We start from the raw sequence: 17,307 nt of genomic DNA on the forward strand, positions 1-17,307 counted from the left end.
TTTAACATTTAGTGTGTTGATTATCATTAATATATGCTGATATTTTAACATAATGATGTAGCTGTGTTGTAGTGGTATTTGATGTACTACAACGTTGTAATTGTTTAATTTGGCTCTACTAACTTAAACGATTACGTACTGTATGAAAAATTTTATTTTTAGCTTTTTAGCTCTCTTGTTACTGCCATCATATATGATGGTACAGGCACAAGCAATTAAAGGAAAAGTAGTAGACAGTAGTGGAATGGGAATTCCTGGTGCAATTATTAGTGCTCCAGAATCTAGAACTTCTGCTGATGCTGACTTTGACGGTAATTTTACCATTAATGCTAAGGTTGGAGAAACTCTTAAAATCTCTATGCTTGGTTTCGACTCAGTTTCTGTACCTGCAGCTGCTGGCGTTATGTCGATTACTTTGAAAGAAGCAGGTGATACTGCATTAAAAGAAGTAGTTGTTATCGGTTACGGTACCAGAAAGAAAATTGATAATACTTCTGCTGTTAGCTCATTAAAATCAGAAGAAATTACAAAAATGAAGGTATCAAATGCCACTCAAGCTATCCAAGGTAAAGCAGCTGGTGTTCAAGTTACATCGTCAAATACTCCTGGAGGCACACCTTCTGTAATTATTAGAGGGGTTGGTACAGCATTAGGAGGTAGAAATCCTTTGTATGTTGTTGATGGAATGCCAACAGACAACATCAATAACATTAATACAAATGATATTACTTCTTATGAAGTTTTAAAAGATGCTTCTGCTCTTGCTATTTATGGTACAAGAGGTGCAAATGGAGTTATCATGATTACCACTAAGGCAGGAAAAGGAAAACTTACTGTAGACATTGATAGTTACAGTGGTTTTAAAACTGCTTTGAAAAAAGTTAAAATGGCTAATAGCGAGGAATTTGCTCGTTATAGTAACGCTGCTTTTAATGATCCAAATAAATTCTCTTTAAATCAGCCAATTAATACAAATTGGTATGATGCAATTACAAGAACAGGTACTTATTCAGAAAATAATATTGCTATTTCTGGATCATCAGAAAACGTTAAATACTTTTTAAGTGCTGGAAATTACGAAGAGAAAGGAATTTTAAATGGAACAGATTATTCTCGTACTACTATTAGAAATAACAACGAATATAAAATTTCTGATAAACTTAAATTAAGCCAAAATTTCAGTGTAAGTTCTATAAAAAATACTCCAAAGCCATTGTCAGCTTTCACTACAGCTTATAGACAATCTCCAATGGTTCCTGTTCGTTATGCTGATGGCAAATATGGTGTTCCATTTGTAAATAATGGAGTAGTAGCAGAAAGTGGTTCTCAATTTAACTCAGTTGGAAACCCAGTAAGTGCTCTAGATTATAATAATGAGCAGCAACAAACTGTAATCTTACAAGGTGGTTTGAAATTAGATTATGATATTACAAAATCATTAAAATTTACATCTCAATTTAACGGAGAATTTTATACTTACAAACAGTATAACTATGTAGATAACTTGGCTATTTGGTTAGCAGCAGATCCTAACCGTATTGCTGCGGCTTATGATACAAAAAGTTTAAATACAAATACTTTAACAAGAAATAGAGATCAGTATTTCAACTGGAATTTATCTAACTATTTTACATACAACAAAATATTTGCAGAAATCCATGATGTTGAAGTTACAGCAGGTATTGAAGCAAACGTAATTGGTACTAGAGAAAAATTAACAGTTACAAGAAAAAATGTTGAAGCTAATTCTAATTATTGGGCACTTGATGGAGTTCAATATGCGCCAAGCGTAGTAGGATATAATGACGTAGCATTAAATCAGTCAAAATTATCATCTTATTTTGCACGTTTCCAATATAAATTAATGGACAAATACTTGTTTACAGGTACTGTAAGACGTGACGGATCTTCACAATTTTCTGAAGGTAATCGTTGGGGAACTTTTCCGTCGTTTGGTCTTGGATGGATTGTGTCTAAAGAAAGCTTCTTAAGTAATGTAGAAGAAATCAACTTATTAAAACTTAGAGGTTCTTGGGGTAGATTAGGAAATCAAAAAGTGCCTTTAAACAATCAAACATTTACATCAGGATTGAACTATGGTCCAGATTCTGGTTCTGGAATAACAGTAGATTCTGCAGTTGACCCTAATTTATCTTGGGAAATTGTAGAAGAACTTTCTGGAGGTTTTGATATTGAATTGTTTAAAAATAGATTAAAAGGATCTTTTGATTTATATGATAAAAACACTAAAAATGCGATTTTGTATGTTTTACCATATTCAACTTCAGGACTTACACAGAGAACGGCCACTCACGTAGGAGAGGTAAGTAACAAAGGTTACGAGATTTCATTACGTTGGGACGATAAAATTAACGATAATTTGAGCTACTGGGTAGGAGGTAACTTTTCTCATAACCAAAATAAATTGGCAAGTCTAAACAATCCAAGCATTGCTCCAATTGTTTCAGGAAATTTAGGTAATGGTCAAAATACCAAAATTCTAGATATTACTTCTGTAGGCCAGCCAATAGGAAGTTTTTACATGTACGAATATGCTGGAATCGATCCTGCAAACGGACAAATGTTATATTATAATGCAAATGGCGACAAAGTTAACCAAGGTGCATTAAATGAAGTTAATGATAAAAAATATGTTGGTTCAGTATTACCTACAACAAACTACGGTGTTACGTTAGGTCTTACATACAAAAGCATCGATTTTTCTGTTGACGGATATGGAACAGGAGGAGCAAAAGTTTACAATGGGAAAAAAGCACAACGTTTTTCTGGAGAAAATGTAGAAGCTTCTCTTACAAGAGATTTCTGGACTCCAACAAATACAACAGCTTCAAATCCAGCTCCGTTTAATCAAGTTCCAGTTGCTTCAACGTATTATTTAGAATCAGCAGATTTCTTTAGAATAAATAACATCACTTTAGGATATAAACTTCCACTTAAAGAAGAAGGATTTATCAACTATTGCAGAATTTATGTAAATGCTGTGAACCCATTTATTACTCAAAAATTCTCAGGATTTTCACCAGAAGCTTTAGGAGACGGAGAATTAGTGACAGGTACTCAAGGTGTTGAGCTGGATGCTTACCCTTCATTGAGATCATTTGTTATTGGGGCTAATTTAAAATTTTAATATTATGAAAAGATTATATATATCATTGTTTTTGCTTGCAGGACTTTTCTTTGCAGGATGTTCAAATGATTTTTTAGATGTTGATCAGACGGATAAAATTCCAGTTGATCCAGAGTATCTAAATACTGATAGTAAAGCAACTGAATTGGTTACATCAATTTATAACCAATTTTTATCTTGGGACATGTCATCTTTTGGATGGAATGCTGTTACAAGTATAATTTCAGATGATGCTGATAAAGGTTCTGATCCAGGAGATACAGGAACAGATAAAGATGTGATAGACGCGTTGACATACAATGCTTCAACTCCATCATTTGAAAGTGTTTGGAAAGCAAATTATGCAGGAATTAACAGATGTAATCAAGCATTAACGTACTTACCTCAATTAGATAAAGTTACTCCAGCATTAAGAAATAGACTAATAGGAGAAGCAAAATTTATGAGAGCTTTCATGTATTTTACTCTTGTAAAAGGCTATGGAGGAGTTCCAATTGTAGACCGTTTAACAAATGTCCCACTAACTGAAGATGATAAAGTAATGCAGTTAACTCGTAGAACGGCTGCTGAAGTATATGCTTTTATTGAAAAAGATTTAGCTGAAGCATCTGAATTATTACCAGAAAAATCTGCATATGCTGGTAACGACAGACAAAGAGTTTCTAAAGGTTCTGCATATGCATTGTTAGCAAAAGTTAGCTTATACCAAAAGAAATGGCAGGAAGTAATTGATAACTGTGATAAAGTAACAGGTTATTCTTTAGTTTCAGATTATTCTTTGCAGTTTAAAAAAGAAGGAGAGTTTGGATCTGAGTCAATTTTTGAAATTAATGGTGTTGGTTCACCAACCTCAGATTTAAAATTAGGAATTGGTAATTATACTGTTTCTCAGGCTCCTAGAGGTGCAGGAGGATGGGGATGGGGTTTCAATACACCAACTCAAGGTTTAGCAAATGCTTATGAAGCAGGTGATGTTAGAAGAGCTGCCACAATTATCTTTAGAGGATCAGTTTTATATGATGGACGTGTAGTTGCATCAACTGTATCTAATCCAATGTATAATTACAAAGCATATTCATCTGATTTTTATAATGTTGAATTTACGGATACAAATCTTAGATACTTAAGATATGCAGAAGTATTATTGATGAAAGCAGAAGCTTTAAATGAACTCGGACAAACTGGAGCAGCTATTCCGCTATTAAACCAAGTAAGACACAGAGCTAATTTAGGAGATACTCCTGCCGTTTCTCAATCAGATGTTAGAACTGCTATATGGAAAGAAAGAAGAGTAGAATTGGCTTTCGAACATGATAGATGGTTTGATTTAATTAGAACAGGTCAAGCTCCAGCTGCAATGGCTGCTGATGGAAAAACATTTGTAGTTGGTAAACATGAGTTATTTCCAATTCCAACATTTTTTATTAGAGAATCAGTTGGATACTCAACTCAAAACCCTGGCGGTTATTAATTAATATCTATATATCACTTCCTTCAAAATTTTGAAGGAAGTGATTTTATTACAATCTCAAAAATCTCTATAATGATTAGAATTTCAGTTTTATTTTTAGCTTTTACTCTTTTTGGTTGTGGATCGAATGCGGATAAGGCAAAAGAAAATGCAGCAGAAAATACTTCTGTTACTACATTAACAGACGAACAGCTTTTAGATGCTGTTCAAAAACAAACTTTTAAATATTTCTGGGATTACGCAGAACCAAACTCTGGATTAGCCAGAGAGCGTTACCATCCAGACGGAAATTATCCTGAAAACGATTCCAATATTGTAACAACAGGTGGTTCTGGTTTTGGTTTAATGGCTCTTGTTTCAGGAATGTCTCAAGGTTATATTACAAAAGAGCAAGGAGTTGAAAGACTGAACAAAATTGCAGATTTTTTAGGCAAGGCAGATCGTTTTCATGGAGCATGGTCTCATTGGATCGATGGAAATACGGGAAAAGTAAAGCCTTTTGGAACCAAGGATAATGGCGGCGACTTAGTCGAAACTTCATTTTTGGTTGCAGGAATGATTACTGTTCGTGAATATCTTAAAGATGGTTCTGAAAAAGAAAAAGCAGTTGCTCAAAAATACGATGCACTTTGGAAAGGTGTTGACTGGCAATGGTATACAAACAATAAAAATGTTTTGTACTGGCATTGGTCACCTACTTACGACTGGCAGATGAATTTTCCTTTACAAGGATATAATGAATGTCTAATTACTTATGTAATGGCAGCATCTTCGCCAACACATTCAATTGATGCGAAAGCGTATCATGAAGGATGGGCGAGAAGCGGAGACATCGTTTCTCCTAAAACAAAATATAACATTCCTTTAATTTTAAAACATAATGGTGCAGAAGAATTCGGTGGTCCTTTATTCTGGGCGCATTATTCTTATGTAGGTTTAGATCCAAATCAATTGAGCGATAAATATGCAAATTACTGGGATTTAAACGTAAATCAAACTAAAATAAATTATCATTATTGTGTTGAAAATCCAAACAAGGTTGAGGGATATGGTGCTGATTATTGGGGACTAACAGCGTCATATTCCAGAAACCCTGATGGTTCTATTGGATACAATGCACATATGCCAAGCAATGATCAAGGTGTGATTTCGCCAACCGCAGCAATCAGTTCAATTGTATATACGCCGAAAGAATCAATGGCTTTCATACGCAATCTATACGAAAATCATAAACAAGAAACTTGGGGCAATGCAGGTTTTTATGATGCTTTAAGTTTAGGAAATAAATGGGTTGCAAAACGTTATTTAGCAATCGATCAAGGTCCTGAAGTGGTAATGATAGAAAACTACAGAACAGGTCTATTATGGAAATTATTTATGAATGCACCTGAAGTAAAACAAGGTTTGACAAAACTGGAATTTAAATCAGGAAAATATGGGATTTAAAAAATTAGTATGAAGTATAAATTAATTTTTTTATCCCTGTTGATTTCGACATTTGGTTTTAGCCAAAGTGAAACAACTGGAAAAATTAATACAGTAGTAATGGCAAAGTATGAGCTGGGCTATGTATTACATAAACCCGCAAATACAAAAGAAAAAAAGCCTTTAATAGTTTTTATTTCTGGGGATGGAGAAAAAGGAACTGATCTTGAAAAAGTAAAAATTAATGGTCCTTTAAAATATCTAAAAACACATCAATTAGATGCTTACGTTCTGGCTCCGCAATGTAAAGAAGATGAAAATTGGGATATAGAATCGATTTATCAGCTGATTGTAAAAATCCAGAAAGAAAACAAAATTGATTCAGAAAGAATATATGTTACTGGTTTAAGCTCAGGAGGCTGGGCTTCATGGAATTTGGCTTTTGCACATCCGGATCTATTTGCAGCAAACGTACCTGTCGCTGGTTTTGTAGATTTAATTCAGTTAGAGCACGCTTGTGAAATAGCCAATATTCCAACCAGAATTTTTCACGGATTACTGGATGATGTTGTAAACGTGAATTATGCGTTCACAATTTACAAAGAATTGAAAAAATGTAATGCAAAAGATGTAAAGCTGACCATTTTTGATGATGCTAATCATGACAGCTGGACAAGAGTTTATGATAATGCAGTTATTTACGACTGGATGTTACAGCAGAGAAAAACGAATACAAACAAATAAATAAAATAGAATGAAAAACAAATTAGTCTTACTTTTTTTAGGATGTGCTGTTTTGGGTTACGCTCAAAAAAAGAACACTAAAAATACAGTGAAAATTAAACCAAAGTCTGAATTTGTAGCAGAGTTAATGTCAAAAATGACTTTAGACGAGAAATTGGGTCAATTAAACTTGCCAACATCTGGTGATATCACTACAGGGCAGGCAAACAGCTCAAATGTGGCAAAAAATATTGCTGAGGGTAAAGTGGGAGGTTTGTTTAACATTAAATCAGTTCAAAAAATTAAAGAAGTACAGAAAATTGCGGTTGAACAAAGCCGTTTGAAAATTCCGTTGCTTTTTGGTATGGATGTTATTCATGGTTACGAAACAACATTCCCAATTCCGTTAGGACTTTCTTGTACTTGGGATATGGGATTAATTGAAAGAAGTGCTCAGATTGCTGCAAAAGAAGCTAGTGCAGACGGAATAAACTGGACATTCTCTCCAATGGTTGACGTTTCTCGCGATCCTCGCTGGGGAAGAGTTTCTGAAGGTTCAGGAGAAGATCCATATTTAGGAAGTCAGATTGCAAAAGCAATGGTAAACGGTTATCAGCAGCATGATCTTTCAAAAAATAACTCAATTTTAGCTTGTGTGAAACACTTCGCTTTATACGGTGCGCCAGAAGCAGGACGTGATTACAATACTGTAGACATGAGCCATATCAGAATGTTTAATGATTATTTTCCTCCTTACAAAGCGGCAGTTGATGCAGGTGTAGGTTCGGTTATGGCATCTTTCAACGAAATTGATGGAATTCCAGCAACTGGAAATAAATGGTTAATGACAGATGTTCTTAGAAAACAATGGGGTTTCAAAGGTTTTGTGGTAACAGACTTTACAGGAATTCCTGAAATGATCGAACACGGAATGGGAGATTTACAACAAGTTTCTGCTTTAGCTTTAAACGCTGGAGTTGAAATGGATATGGTTGGAGAAGGTTTCTTAGGTACTTTGAAAAAATCTTTAGACGAAGGAAAAGTAAAAATCGAAACAATCGATAATGCTGTAAAACTTATTTTAGAAGCAAAATATGATTTAGGATTGTTCCAAGATCCGTATAAATATTGTGATGAAAAAAGAGCTAAAACTGAAATCTTTACAATGGATAGCAGAAAAGAAGCACGTCAAATTGCCTCTCAATCATTGGTATTGTTGAAAAATCAAAACCAATTATTACCTCTTAAAAAATCAGGTACTATTGCACTTATCGGACCATTAGCTGATGCTAAAGAAAATATGCCCGGAACTTGGAGTGTAGCTACTAAAATGGAAAATGCTGTCTCATTACTAGCAGGAATCAAAGAAGTTGCAGGAGCAGGAACTAAAGTTTTATACGCTAAAGGAAGTAATTTAGATTATGATGAAACTTTTGAAACAAACGCTACAATGTTTGGAAAAACATTACACCGTGATGCACGTTCAAAAGAAGATTTGTTAGCAGAAGCTTTAAAAGTTGCTCAACAATCAGATGTAATTGTTGCTGCTCTTGGAGAATCTGCAGAAATGAGCGGGGAATCTAGCAGCCGCACAAACTTGCAAATTCCACAAGCACAAAAAGATTTACTAAACGCTTTATTAAAAACAGGAAAACCGGTTGTTTTAGTTTTATTTGACGGACGTCCCTTAGTGATCACTGACGAAGAAAAAACAGTTCCAGCGATTTTAAATGCTTGGTTTGCTGGTACAGAAGCAGGTTACGCTATTGCTGATGTTTTATTTGGAGATGTAAATCCATCAGGAAAATTAACTTCAACTTTTCCAAGAAGTGTTGGACAATTGCCAATTTACTATGCTCATAAAAATACTGGAAGACCTCTTTCTAACACAGAAGGAAAATTCGAGAAATTCAGATCAAACTATATTGACGAAAGAAACGAGCCATTATTCCCGTTCGGATTTGGTTTAAGCTACACTACTTTTGATTATTCAAACCTTAAAATTTCTTCTGATAAAATGAATTTCAGCGGGAAATTAAAAGTAACAGTTGATGTAACAAACACTGGAAATTTTGACGGAAAAGAAACAGTTCAATTATACATTAGAGATTTAGTTGGTTCAGTAACAAGACCAGTTAGAGAACTAAAAGGTTTCCAAAAAATAACACTTAAAAAAGGTGAAAAACAAACTGTGACTTTTGATATCACGGTTGAAGATTTAAAATTTTATAATTCTGATTTACAATTCGTAGCAGAACTTGGACAGTTTGATATTTTCGTTGGAGGAAATTCAAATGCCGATAAGAAAGTTAGTTTTGAGTTAACTAAATAGTTGGTTTATTGATTAGTGAGAAGCCCTTCATTTGGAGGGCTTTTTTTTAAACTGAAAAACCTTTTTTGTAATTTTTTAACTACGGTTATGATGAATACGTTTAAAATATCCCGCTCGATTTTTTTATTCTCAATGCTGATTGCTTTTTCTTCTTGCAATTCACAAAAAAATGCAATTGTAGCACATCGCGGTGCATGGAAAAAAAATAACCTGCCAGAAAATTCTATTGCATCATTGAGACATGCAATTGATTTAAAATTACCAGGTTCAGAATTCGATGTTTGGAGAACTGCAGATGATTCTCTTGTTATCAATCATGATGCACATTACAACAAAATGCTGATTGAAGAAACCAATTATGCAGATTTGATCAAATTTAAACTTTCCAATGGAGAGAAACTTCCAACATTGCATGAATATATTTCAGAAGGGAAAAGAAACAACAAACAAACTCTTATGGTCTGCGAAATAAAACCTTCAGAAATAAGTAAGGAAAGAGGGAAAAAGACAGCGTTATTGACAGTCGAAACTATTAAAAAACTTAAAGCAGATAAAAATACCTGCTACATAAGTTTTGATTATGATATTCTAAAACAAATTAGAATGGTTGATGCCAAAACTTCTTTACAATATTTAGAAGGGAATAAATCACCAAAAGAAGTACAAGCAGATAAGATTAATGGTGTAGATTATCATTATTCAGTTTTTCGAAAACATCCAGAATGGATACAAGAAGCAAAAGACAACAAAATTATCCTAAATGCTTGGACAGTGAATGAAGCTGCAGATATGGATTGGATTATTGAGCATAAATTCAATTACATAACGACGAATGAACCTGAACTTCTAAAGGAAAGATTAAATCTTAAAAAATAATCTTCGAACCTACCAAAAAAAACTAACAATGAAAAAGATATATAAACTGATGAGCTTGTCAATTTTATTTGTGATACTTTTTAGTCACAATTTATTGGCGCAAAATTTAGGTAAAACAGAATGGTTTGATCCTAACAAACCAGCAACAACCTATTGTAATCCAATTAATATTGGGTACAATTACACAACTCATAATCACAACGGAATTCCAGAATCACGCCGTTCCAGTGCAGATCCTGTAATTATTACCTATAAAGGCGAATATTATTTATTTGCGACAAATCAGGCAGGTTTCTTTTGGAGTAAAGATATGTCTGATTGGAATTTTGTTTATGGAAGTTTCCAAAGACAGCCAGGCGATGATGACCAATGCGCTCCTGCAGCTTGGGTTGTAAACGACACATTATTTTACGTTGGTTCTACTTGGAAAAGAGATCATCCAATCTGGAAAACTGCCGATCCAAAATCAGGAAGATGGATACGTCACGTAGACAAAGCAATGCTGCCGACTTGGGATCCTGCAATTTTTCAGGATGATGATAAAAAAGTCTATATGTATTATGGTTCTAGCGGAAAACTGCCTCTTGTAGGTGTTGAGGTTGATTATAAAACTTGGCTTCCAAAAGGAAATCAGGCTGATTATGCTACATTATACAAAGCAACAGAAGTAGAAGATATTCAGCGTCCGTATGGGCAAATAAAAGAAGTTGCAGTTTTAGAACCTTCAGCTCACGGCTGGGAACGTTTCGGACCAAATAATGATATGGAACCAGCACCTTGGGGAAATTTTATTGAAGGAGCTTGGATGACCAAACACAACGGAAAGTATTACATGCAGTATGGCGCGCCTGCAACAGAATTTAAGGGGTATGCAAACGGAGTTCATGTAGGTGATAATCCACTTGGGCCTTTTACATACCAAAAGCACAATCCGATGTCTTATAAACCAGGCGGATTTGTAATTGGAGCTGGGCACGGAAATACTTTTGCGGATAATTTTGGTAATTACTGGAACACGGGAACTTGTAAAATCTCTATTAAAGATCGTTTTGAGCGCCGTATAGATATGTTTCCTGCCGGATTTGATAAAGATGATGTAATGTATTCTATTACCTCTTACGGTGATTTTCCTATTGTTCTTCCAACAAGTCAGCGTGATCAGACAAAAGGAGCTTCATCAGGATGGATGTTACTTTCTTACAAGAAACCAGTAACAGTTTCTTCTTCAGAAGAATGTATGGAAGTAGAAACACACAGAATGGATAACGGAGGCAAAAAAGTATACGAGAAGTTCTGTTACGGACCTGATAACCTTACAGATGAAAACATTCAAACCTATTGGTCTGCTAAAACTAGTAATCCAGGAGAATGGCTTCAAATGGATTTAGGAAGACAAATGGAAATTAATGCTTTGCAGATTAATTATGCAGATCATAAAGCAACTCAGTTCAATAAAGCAATGGATATTTATTATCAATACAAGATATTCATGTCTGATGATGCTGTTAATTGGACTCTGGTTGTAGATAAATCTAATAACGATAAAGATGTACCACATGATTATGTAGAGCTTACAAAAGCGATTAAAGCGCGTTATATCAAAATGGAAAACATTCATAACGCTTCTGGATTATTCGCAATTTCTGATTTCAGGGTTTTTGGAAATGGTTTAGCCACAAAACCAAAAGCGGTTGCTTCTTTTAAAGTGGATAGAAACAAAGCAGATTCTAGAAATGCAATGATTACTTGGAAAAAACAAAATGATGCAATTGGGTATAATATTTATTACGGAATTTCTCCAGATAAATTATACAACAGCATTATGGTTTATGGAGACATTTCATACGATTTTAGAGGTTTAGATAAAGGCACAAAATATTATTTTACCATAGAGCCTTTTAATGAAAACGGTATTGGAACAAAAAATAAGATTATAGAAGTAAAATAATCTTTATTTATTAAATATTTAAAAGCTCCGATTGCAAATTGAAGAATTTGCAATTGGAGTTTTTTTTTGAGAAAAGGTTGAAAAAATAGCTTCTTAACTCTTAAGAATTTTGTTCCTTTGTGAACATGCCAAAGGCAGAATAAACTCCAAATTACTATAGAAACTATGAAAAAAACGATTCTTTTAACTGCTTTAGTTTTAAACGGATTGCTGTCGTCTGCTCAGTCAAATGACGAAAAAAACATCAAATTATTTTATAAGAAAGCTTTAACCGAAGCAAAATGTTACACTTGGCTGGAATATCTTTCTAATGATATTGGAGCTCGATTATCGGGTTCTAAAGGAGCAGAACTAGCTGTCGATTACACAAAAAGACAATTAGAATCACTTGGATTAGATAAAGTATATCTTCAAGAAGTTATGGTGCCGCATTGGGTTAGAGGTGAAAAAGAAACAGCCTACATCTTAGACGGAAAAATAAAAACTGTAGTGCCAATTTGTGCTTTAGGAGGTTCTGTAGCAACTCCAAAAACTGGGATTACTGCAGAGATAATCGAAGTGCAGGGAATTAAAGAATTAGCTGAATTGGGAGCAGACAAAGTAAAAGGAAAAATTGTTTTTTACAACAGACCAATGAACCCTGAAAATATTGAAACTTTTACTTCTTATGGAGCATGTGTTGACCAAAGATATGCAGGAGCAAAAGAAGCTGCAAAACTAGGAGCGGTAGGAACGATCGTTCGTTCAATGAATTTAAGATTAGACGATTTTCCTCATACAGGTGCACAAAGTTATGGTGACTTACCAAAAGAGCAATATATTCCAACCGCAGCAATAAGTACAAATGGAGCAGAGTTGTTGAGTAAATCTTTAAGAGTAAATCCAGCTTTAAAGTTCTATTTCAAACAATCTTGTGAAACTTTACCAGATGCACTGTCTTATAATGTAATTGGAGAATTGACTGGAACGGTTAGTCCAGAAAATATCATGGTAGTTGGAGGACATTTAGATTCTTGGGATTTGGCAGATGGTTCTCATGACGATGGAGCAGGAGTAGTGCAAAGTATGGAGGTAATTAGAATTTTGAAAAATTTGAATTACAAACCTAAAAATACGATTCGTGTGGTATTGTTTATGAACGAAGAAAATGGCGGAAAAGGCGGTGCTGAATATGAAAAAGTATCAAAACAAAAGAATGAAAACCACATTTTTGCGTTAGAAAGTGATTCTGGCGGATTTTCACCAAGAGGGTTTTCAATTGAAGCAGATGATGCTAATTTGAAAAAAATTCAAGGATACAAAGATCTTTTTGAGCCCTATTTAGTACATAGTTTTACAATTGGCCACGCAGGTTCAGATATTAGTCATTTAACTTCGCAGGCAATTGTTAAAGCAGGTTTAAAACCAGATTCACAGCGTTATTTCGATTATCATCATGCGGCAAATGACAAGTTTGATGCTATCAATAAAAGAGAGCTAGAGCTTGGAGCGGCAACAATGACTTCGCTAATCTATTTGTTAGACCAAAACGGAATTGACATTAAAAAAGCAAATTAAGATTTTAAAATGCATTATAAAAAAAGCTATGAGTTTACACTTATAGCTTTTTTTATGAATTAAACTTTCAGAATCAAGATTTCATCACAATAAAATAGTAAAAGAATGTTATTGGAATATTAGAAAGCAGTAGCAAGATTTTAAAACCTATCTCTTTTCGCTGTTGCGGTAAATGAAGAAATTTTTCTGCCAGATGAATAAACATAATTACATTAACAATTATTGCCGCTAAAGCAAATGGCCAGGCAATAACTAAAACAGTTGGATCCTCGTTGGAAATAATATATAATGCAAACAAGAATGTAGTAATTACAAATGAACCAATCGTTAATTCTAGAGATTGTTTTTCCTTGAAAGGTTGTTCGTTAATTGTTTTCATTTTACTAAATATTAAAAGTTTGTTGAATAGATTTTATGGGCATAAACAGCATCTTTGAAAAATCCAAATAATGAAATGACAGCGCTTTTCTACCCCTTTTATATTGCTGAAAGAAGTAGTTTATTCGCTTTGGATAAAAGATAGTTCCAGTTAGAATTACCATATACAGATACAAGCTTCTCTTTCCATTTCCAAATAAATAATACTGCATTCCGATTTCTTCATAGACAGAAACTCCTGTATTAGTCAAAACATGAATAATGTCGTGATCTTCCAATTTTTCTTGAATATCAAAATGATTGTTATGAAGAAAACCGCCCAATCCATATCCTAAGCTTTCTTCGGGAAAATCCATTAATTTGGTTTTATCAATTTTCCAAGGTTCATTTTTCTTGAAATATTTTTGATAAGGCTTTTTAGAACATTCATACAATTTTTCTATTAAATAATCTCTCATAAAATGCATTTTAAAAGTTCTTTGAATTTCAAAGTAAATAATGAAATAAAAAAGCCAGAAAGAATATCGACTAGCTTTTTTTTATATTTTTAATAAGTGTCTACTACAGTTTTCAGTAAATTAGAATCAGCAAGATCAGAAGGAGCAACGACTTTTTCTTCTAACGGAATCTCATTGCCATAACGTTCTTTCAATATTTTTTGAACTCTGGGATCGGTTACGTTAAAGTCTTTCAATTCTCTAAGTTTAGACAATTCAATTCCAGCTGCGTTTTTATAGATTTTCCAGATTAATTCAGAACAATAAATTCGATTGTCTGTCCATTCAAAATAAGCATCATATTCTTTGCCATCAAACTGCTGACTGTAGTCTTTCATTTTTTGTAAAACCTCAGGCTTCAAAACACTTTCATTTTTTAATCTTTTCACAACATATTTACTGTCTCTTCCATGTTTAATCCAATCTTCAAGTGGTGTAAGTTTCACAGGTTGAACAGCTTCAAAAACAAACAATTTTCCGTTTATGTCATAAATAATGCCGCAGTGCGAAAACTTCGAATTAGTTGCTATACGAACCGCTTCACATTGTTTTGATTCTGAAGTTTGAAAAATAAGATCACCATCTTTAAACTTACTAGGTGCTGTTTTTTCTTGCTTATTTCCCGTAAACGGATTGTTAGGAAAAACTTTTAAGGAAATAAACAGCGCACACCCAAAACTGATGAGTAATGTGATTAACGGAAATAGAAATTTTTTACTTTTCATAAAGAATGGTTTAAAGTACTTTGAATTGCAAAGTAAATAATAAAAAAAATAGCTGCCAAATAAATTGACAGCTATTTTACAAATATATTTTCGCGAAATATTAGATTCTAAAAATACCTCCAACAGCAATAATACGTTGGAAATAAGTAAAGTGCTGCGAAGCTTTATCTTCAGGACTTGTTGTAGTTTTAATATCCGGCATGTTAATATAACCACCTTTTAACTCTCCTTGAACGTAGAAATGTTTAAAAAAGGTGATATTTAAACCAGCTTTTGCAGAAACACCATAACCAGAAATATGAAAATCATCATGACGTTCTTTTCCTAAAAGTGTTGTATTGGTTTTAGGATATAAAACTCCAGCCCCTAAACCTTCAGTTAAATTAATTTGAACTTTATCAATATTTGGCAATCCAAACCATTTTGAAATATCATCAAATCTCGCTACCTCAGTATTAATGTAATTCAAACCATCAGTATGTTCATACATTAAAAAAGCAGGACCACCTACCTGAGTTTCACCTTTATCATAACCGCCTTCCTTAGCGCCGCCTTGAGACATATCTACTGGTCTATTATTGTATTCACCATTGTAGATTGAAGCTGGATCATCGGCAGGTAAATTAATGCTTCCGTTTACGTTTGCAATTTGATTCTGCGCCATTACATATTTCATGTGGTCAACACCAATTGTTACACTATAGTGATCGCTGAAGAAATAACCTAACCTCAAATTGGTTTGTGGAATAGTCATATTTGCAGGATTAACATAATCAACATGCCATCCTTTTGGTTTGTCATGAGCTGCCATATTCTCAACTGTAAAGTTGTAATCTTTACCTCTAAAGTTTACATCAGATTTTGAGTAGCTTTCTCTATTTCCACCCCACATCACAAAGAATTTTCCTTTATTATGAGCAGCGTATTTTTGTACTGGAATTTCCTCCTGAGCAAAAGCGTTTAATGAAACACAAGTCAGAAGAAAAAATAAAATTTTTGTTTTCAAAGAACTTAAGTATTATAAATTAAAATGTATTGACTGTTTTTCTAATAGCTACCAATTTGTTCATTAAACCTTCAAAATAGTCCAAATGAAGCATATTAGCACCATCGCTTTTTGCATTTGCCGGATCAAAATGTGTTTCAATAAAAATTCCGTCAACTCCAACTGCAATACCAGCTTTAGCAACAGTTTCAATCATATCAGGTCTTCCTCCTGTAACACCAGCAGTTTGATTTGGCTGTTGTAAAGAATGCGTTACATCTAGAACCGTAGAAGCATATTGCTGCATAGTAGGAATACCTCTAAAATCAACAATCATGTCTTGATAACCAAACATGGTACCACGATCTGTAACCATAACATTTTCATTATTACAGTCTAATACTTTTTGTACAGCATGTTTCATGCTCTCAGGACTCATAAATTGTCCTTTTTTTAAGTTAACTACTTTTCCAGTATTTGCTGCTGCAACTACAAGGTCAGTCTGGCGCACTAAGAAAGCTGGAATCTGCAAAACATCTACGTATTGAGCAGCCATGTCAGCATCTTCGTTAGTATGAATATCTGTAACCGTTGGAACATGGAAAGTTTCAGAAACTTTTCTTAAGATTTTTAAAGCTTTTTCGTCACCAATTCCAGAAAAACTATCAATTCTAGATCGGTTTGCTTTTTTAAAAGATCCCTTGAAAACATAAGGAATCTGAAGTTTGTCGGTAATACCAACTAATTTTTCAGCAATTCTAAGAGCCATTTCTTCTCCTTCGATAGCGCAAGGTCCCGCCAATAAAAAGAAGTTTCCGCTGTCAGTATGCTTAATTTGTGGAATATGTTGTAAATTCATAATATGATTTTTTGACAGTGCAAAGGTAGTCATGATTTATGAATACAAGATGAAGATTTAAGATTATTTTATGAAGCCAATCCTGCTATCCGCTACAATCTTTTTATCGCAATCCTTTTTTTCTTGGTCACTGCAGGAGCTTCCGTTGGTCGCTCTGCAGCAACCAGAAAAAACAGGCTTTCTCAAAAAAGGATTTCCGCTTCTATCAGGGCTAGAGTTTAGTGGAATTAAGAAAATTTAAGTTAATTTATTAAGCTTTTGCTTTTGTTTATAAATGCTATACTTGCGTTAATCATATCTTTTTTTATAAAATCTTTTAATAAAATATTGAATGATTATTAAAATTATAAGGATAAACACAAGGAAGAACATTGCTATAATAA

General features: G+C 33.7%; 13 protein-coding genes. 8 read left to right on the top strand and 5 right to left on the bottom strand.

Features of this window, described 5'->3' with window-relative positions:
* Positions 1–142: 142 nt before the first annotated feature.
* From QE431_RS07555 to QE431_RS07590, 8 genes are all read left to right on the top strand, one after another.
* On the top strand, positions 143–3,148 hold the full coding sequence (locus tag QE431_RS07555; RefSeq protein WP_307294453.1) for a SusC/RagA family TonB-linked outer membrane protein: 3,006 nt from the start codon (positions 143–145) through the stop codon (positions 3,146–3,148).
* 4 nt (positions 3,149–3,152) lie between these two features.
* On the top strand, positions 3,153–4,619 hold the full coding sequence (locus QE431_RS07560) for a RagB/SusD family nutrient uptake outer membrane protein (RefSeq protein WP_307294456.1): 1,467 nt from the start codon (positions 3,153–3,155) through the stop codon (positions 4,617–4,619).
* A 72-nt stretch (positions 4,620–4,691) separates the two neighbouring features.
* Positions 4,692–6,065: a glucoamylase family protein gene (locus QE431_RS07565; protein ID WP_307294458.1), complete on the top strand. Its 1,374-nt coding sequence runs from the start codon at positions 4,692–4,694 to the stop codon at positions 6,063–6,065.
* Positions 6,066–6,074: 9 nt separating this feature from the next.
* Complete coding sequence (locus QE431_RS07570; RefSeq protein ID WP_307294462.1) at positions 6,075–6,788, top strand: prolyl oligopeptidase family serine peptidase; 714 nt, start codon at positions 6,075–6,077, stop codon at positions 6,786–6,788.
* A 10-nt stretch (positions 6,789–6,798) separates the two neighbouring features.
* Positions 6,799–9,099 carry a beta-glucosidase BglX gene (bglX, locus tag QE431_RS07575; protein ID WP_307294465.1) on the top strand — a complete coding sequence of 767 codons (2,301 nt, stop codon included), beginning with the start codon at positions 6,799–6,801 and terminating at the stop codon, positions 9,097–9,099.
* A gap of 87 nt (positions 9,100–9,186) precedes the next feature.
* The gene (locus QE431_RS07580; protein WP_307294467.1) at positions 9,187–9,975 is read left to right on the top strand and encodes a glycerophosphodiester phosphodiesterase family protein; all 789 of its coding nucleotides are present in this window, start codon (positions 9,187–9,189) and stop codon (positions 9,973–9,975) included.
* A gap of 28 nt (positions 9,976–10,003) precedes the next feature.
* Positions 10,004–11,923, top strand: coding sequence for a discoidin domain-containing protein (locus QE431_RS07585; RefSeq protein ID WP_307294468.1), 1,920 nt, complete (start codon positions 10,004–10,006; stop codon positions 11,921–11,923).
* 165 nt (positions 11,924–12,088) lie between these two features.
* Positions 12,089–13,480: a M20/M25/M40 family metallo-hydrolase gene (locus tag QE431_RS07590; protein ID WP_057118497.1), complete on the top strand. Its 1,392-nt coding sequence runs from the start codon at positions 12,089–12,091 to the stop codon at positions 13,478–13,480.
* A 73-nt stretch (positions 13,481–13,553) separates the two neighbouring features.
* Here QE431_RS07590 and QE431_RS07595 read toward each other — a convergent pair whose 3' ends face one another.
* From QE431_RS07595 to kdsA, 5 genes are all read right to left on the bottom strand, one after another.
* The gene (locus QE431_RS07595) at positions 13,554–13,859 is read right to left on the bottom strand and encodes a hypothetical protein (RefSeq protein WP_307294473.1); all 306 of its coding nucleotides are present in this window, start codon (positions 13,857–13,859) and stop codon (positions 13,554–13,556) included.
* A gap of 4 nt (positions 13,860–13,863) precedes the next feature.
* Positions 13,864–14,316, bottom strand: coding sequence for a hypothetical protein (locus QE431_RS07600; RefSeq protein ID WP_134141121.1), 453 nt, complete (start codon positions 14,314–14,316; stop codon positions 13,864–13,866).
* A gap of 89 nt (positions 14,317–14,405) precedes the next feature.
* Positions 14,406–15,080, bottom strand: coding sequence for a YiiX family permuted papain-like enzyme (locus QE431_RS07605; protein ID WP_307294477.1), 675 nt, complete (start codon positions 15,078–15,080; stop codon positions 14,406–14,408).
* A 100-nt stretch (positions 15,081–15,180) separates the two neighbouring features.
* Positions 15,181–16,086: a hypothetical protein gene (locus tag QE431_RS07610; protein WP_281865221.1), complete on the bottom strand. Its 906-nt coding sequence runs from the start codon at positions 16,084–16,086 to the stop codon at positions 15,181–15,183.
* A gap of 19 nt (positions 16,087–16,105) precedes the next feature.
* Positions 16,106–16,924: a 3-deoxy-8-phosphooctulonate synthase gene (gene kdsA / locus QE431_RS07615; protein WP_057118492.1), complete on the bottom strand. Its 819-nt coding sequence runs from the start codon at positions 16,922–16,924 to the stop codon at positions 16,106–16,108.
* Between the last annotated feature and the right edge of the window lie 383 nt (positions 16,925–17,307).

The sequence above is a fragment of the Flavobacterium sp. SORGH_AS_0622 genome, from assembly GCF_030818825.1.
Lineage (GTDB): Bacteria > Bacteroidota > Bacteroidia > Flavobacteriales > Flavobacteriaceae > Flavobacterium.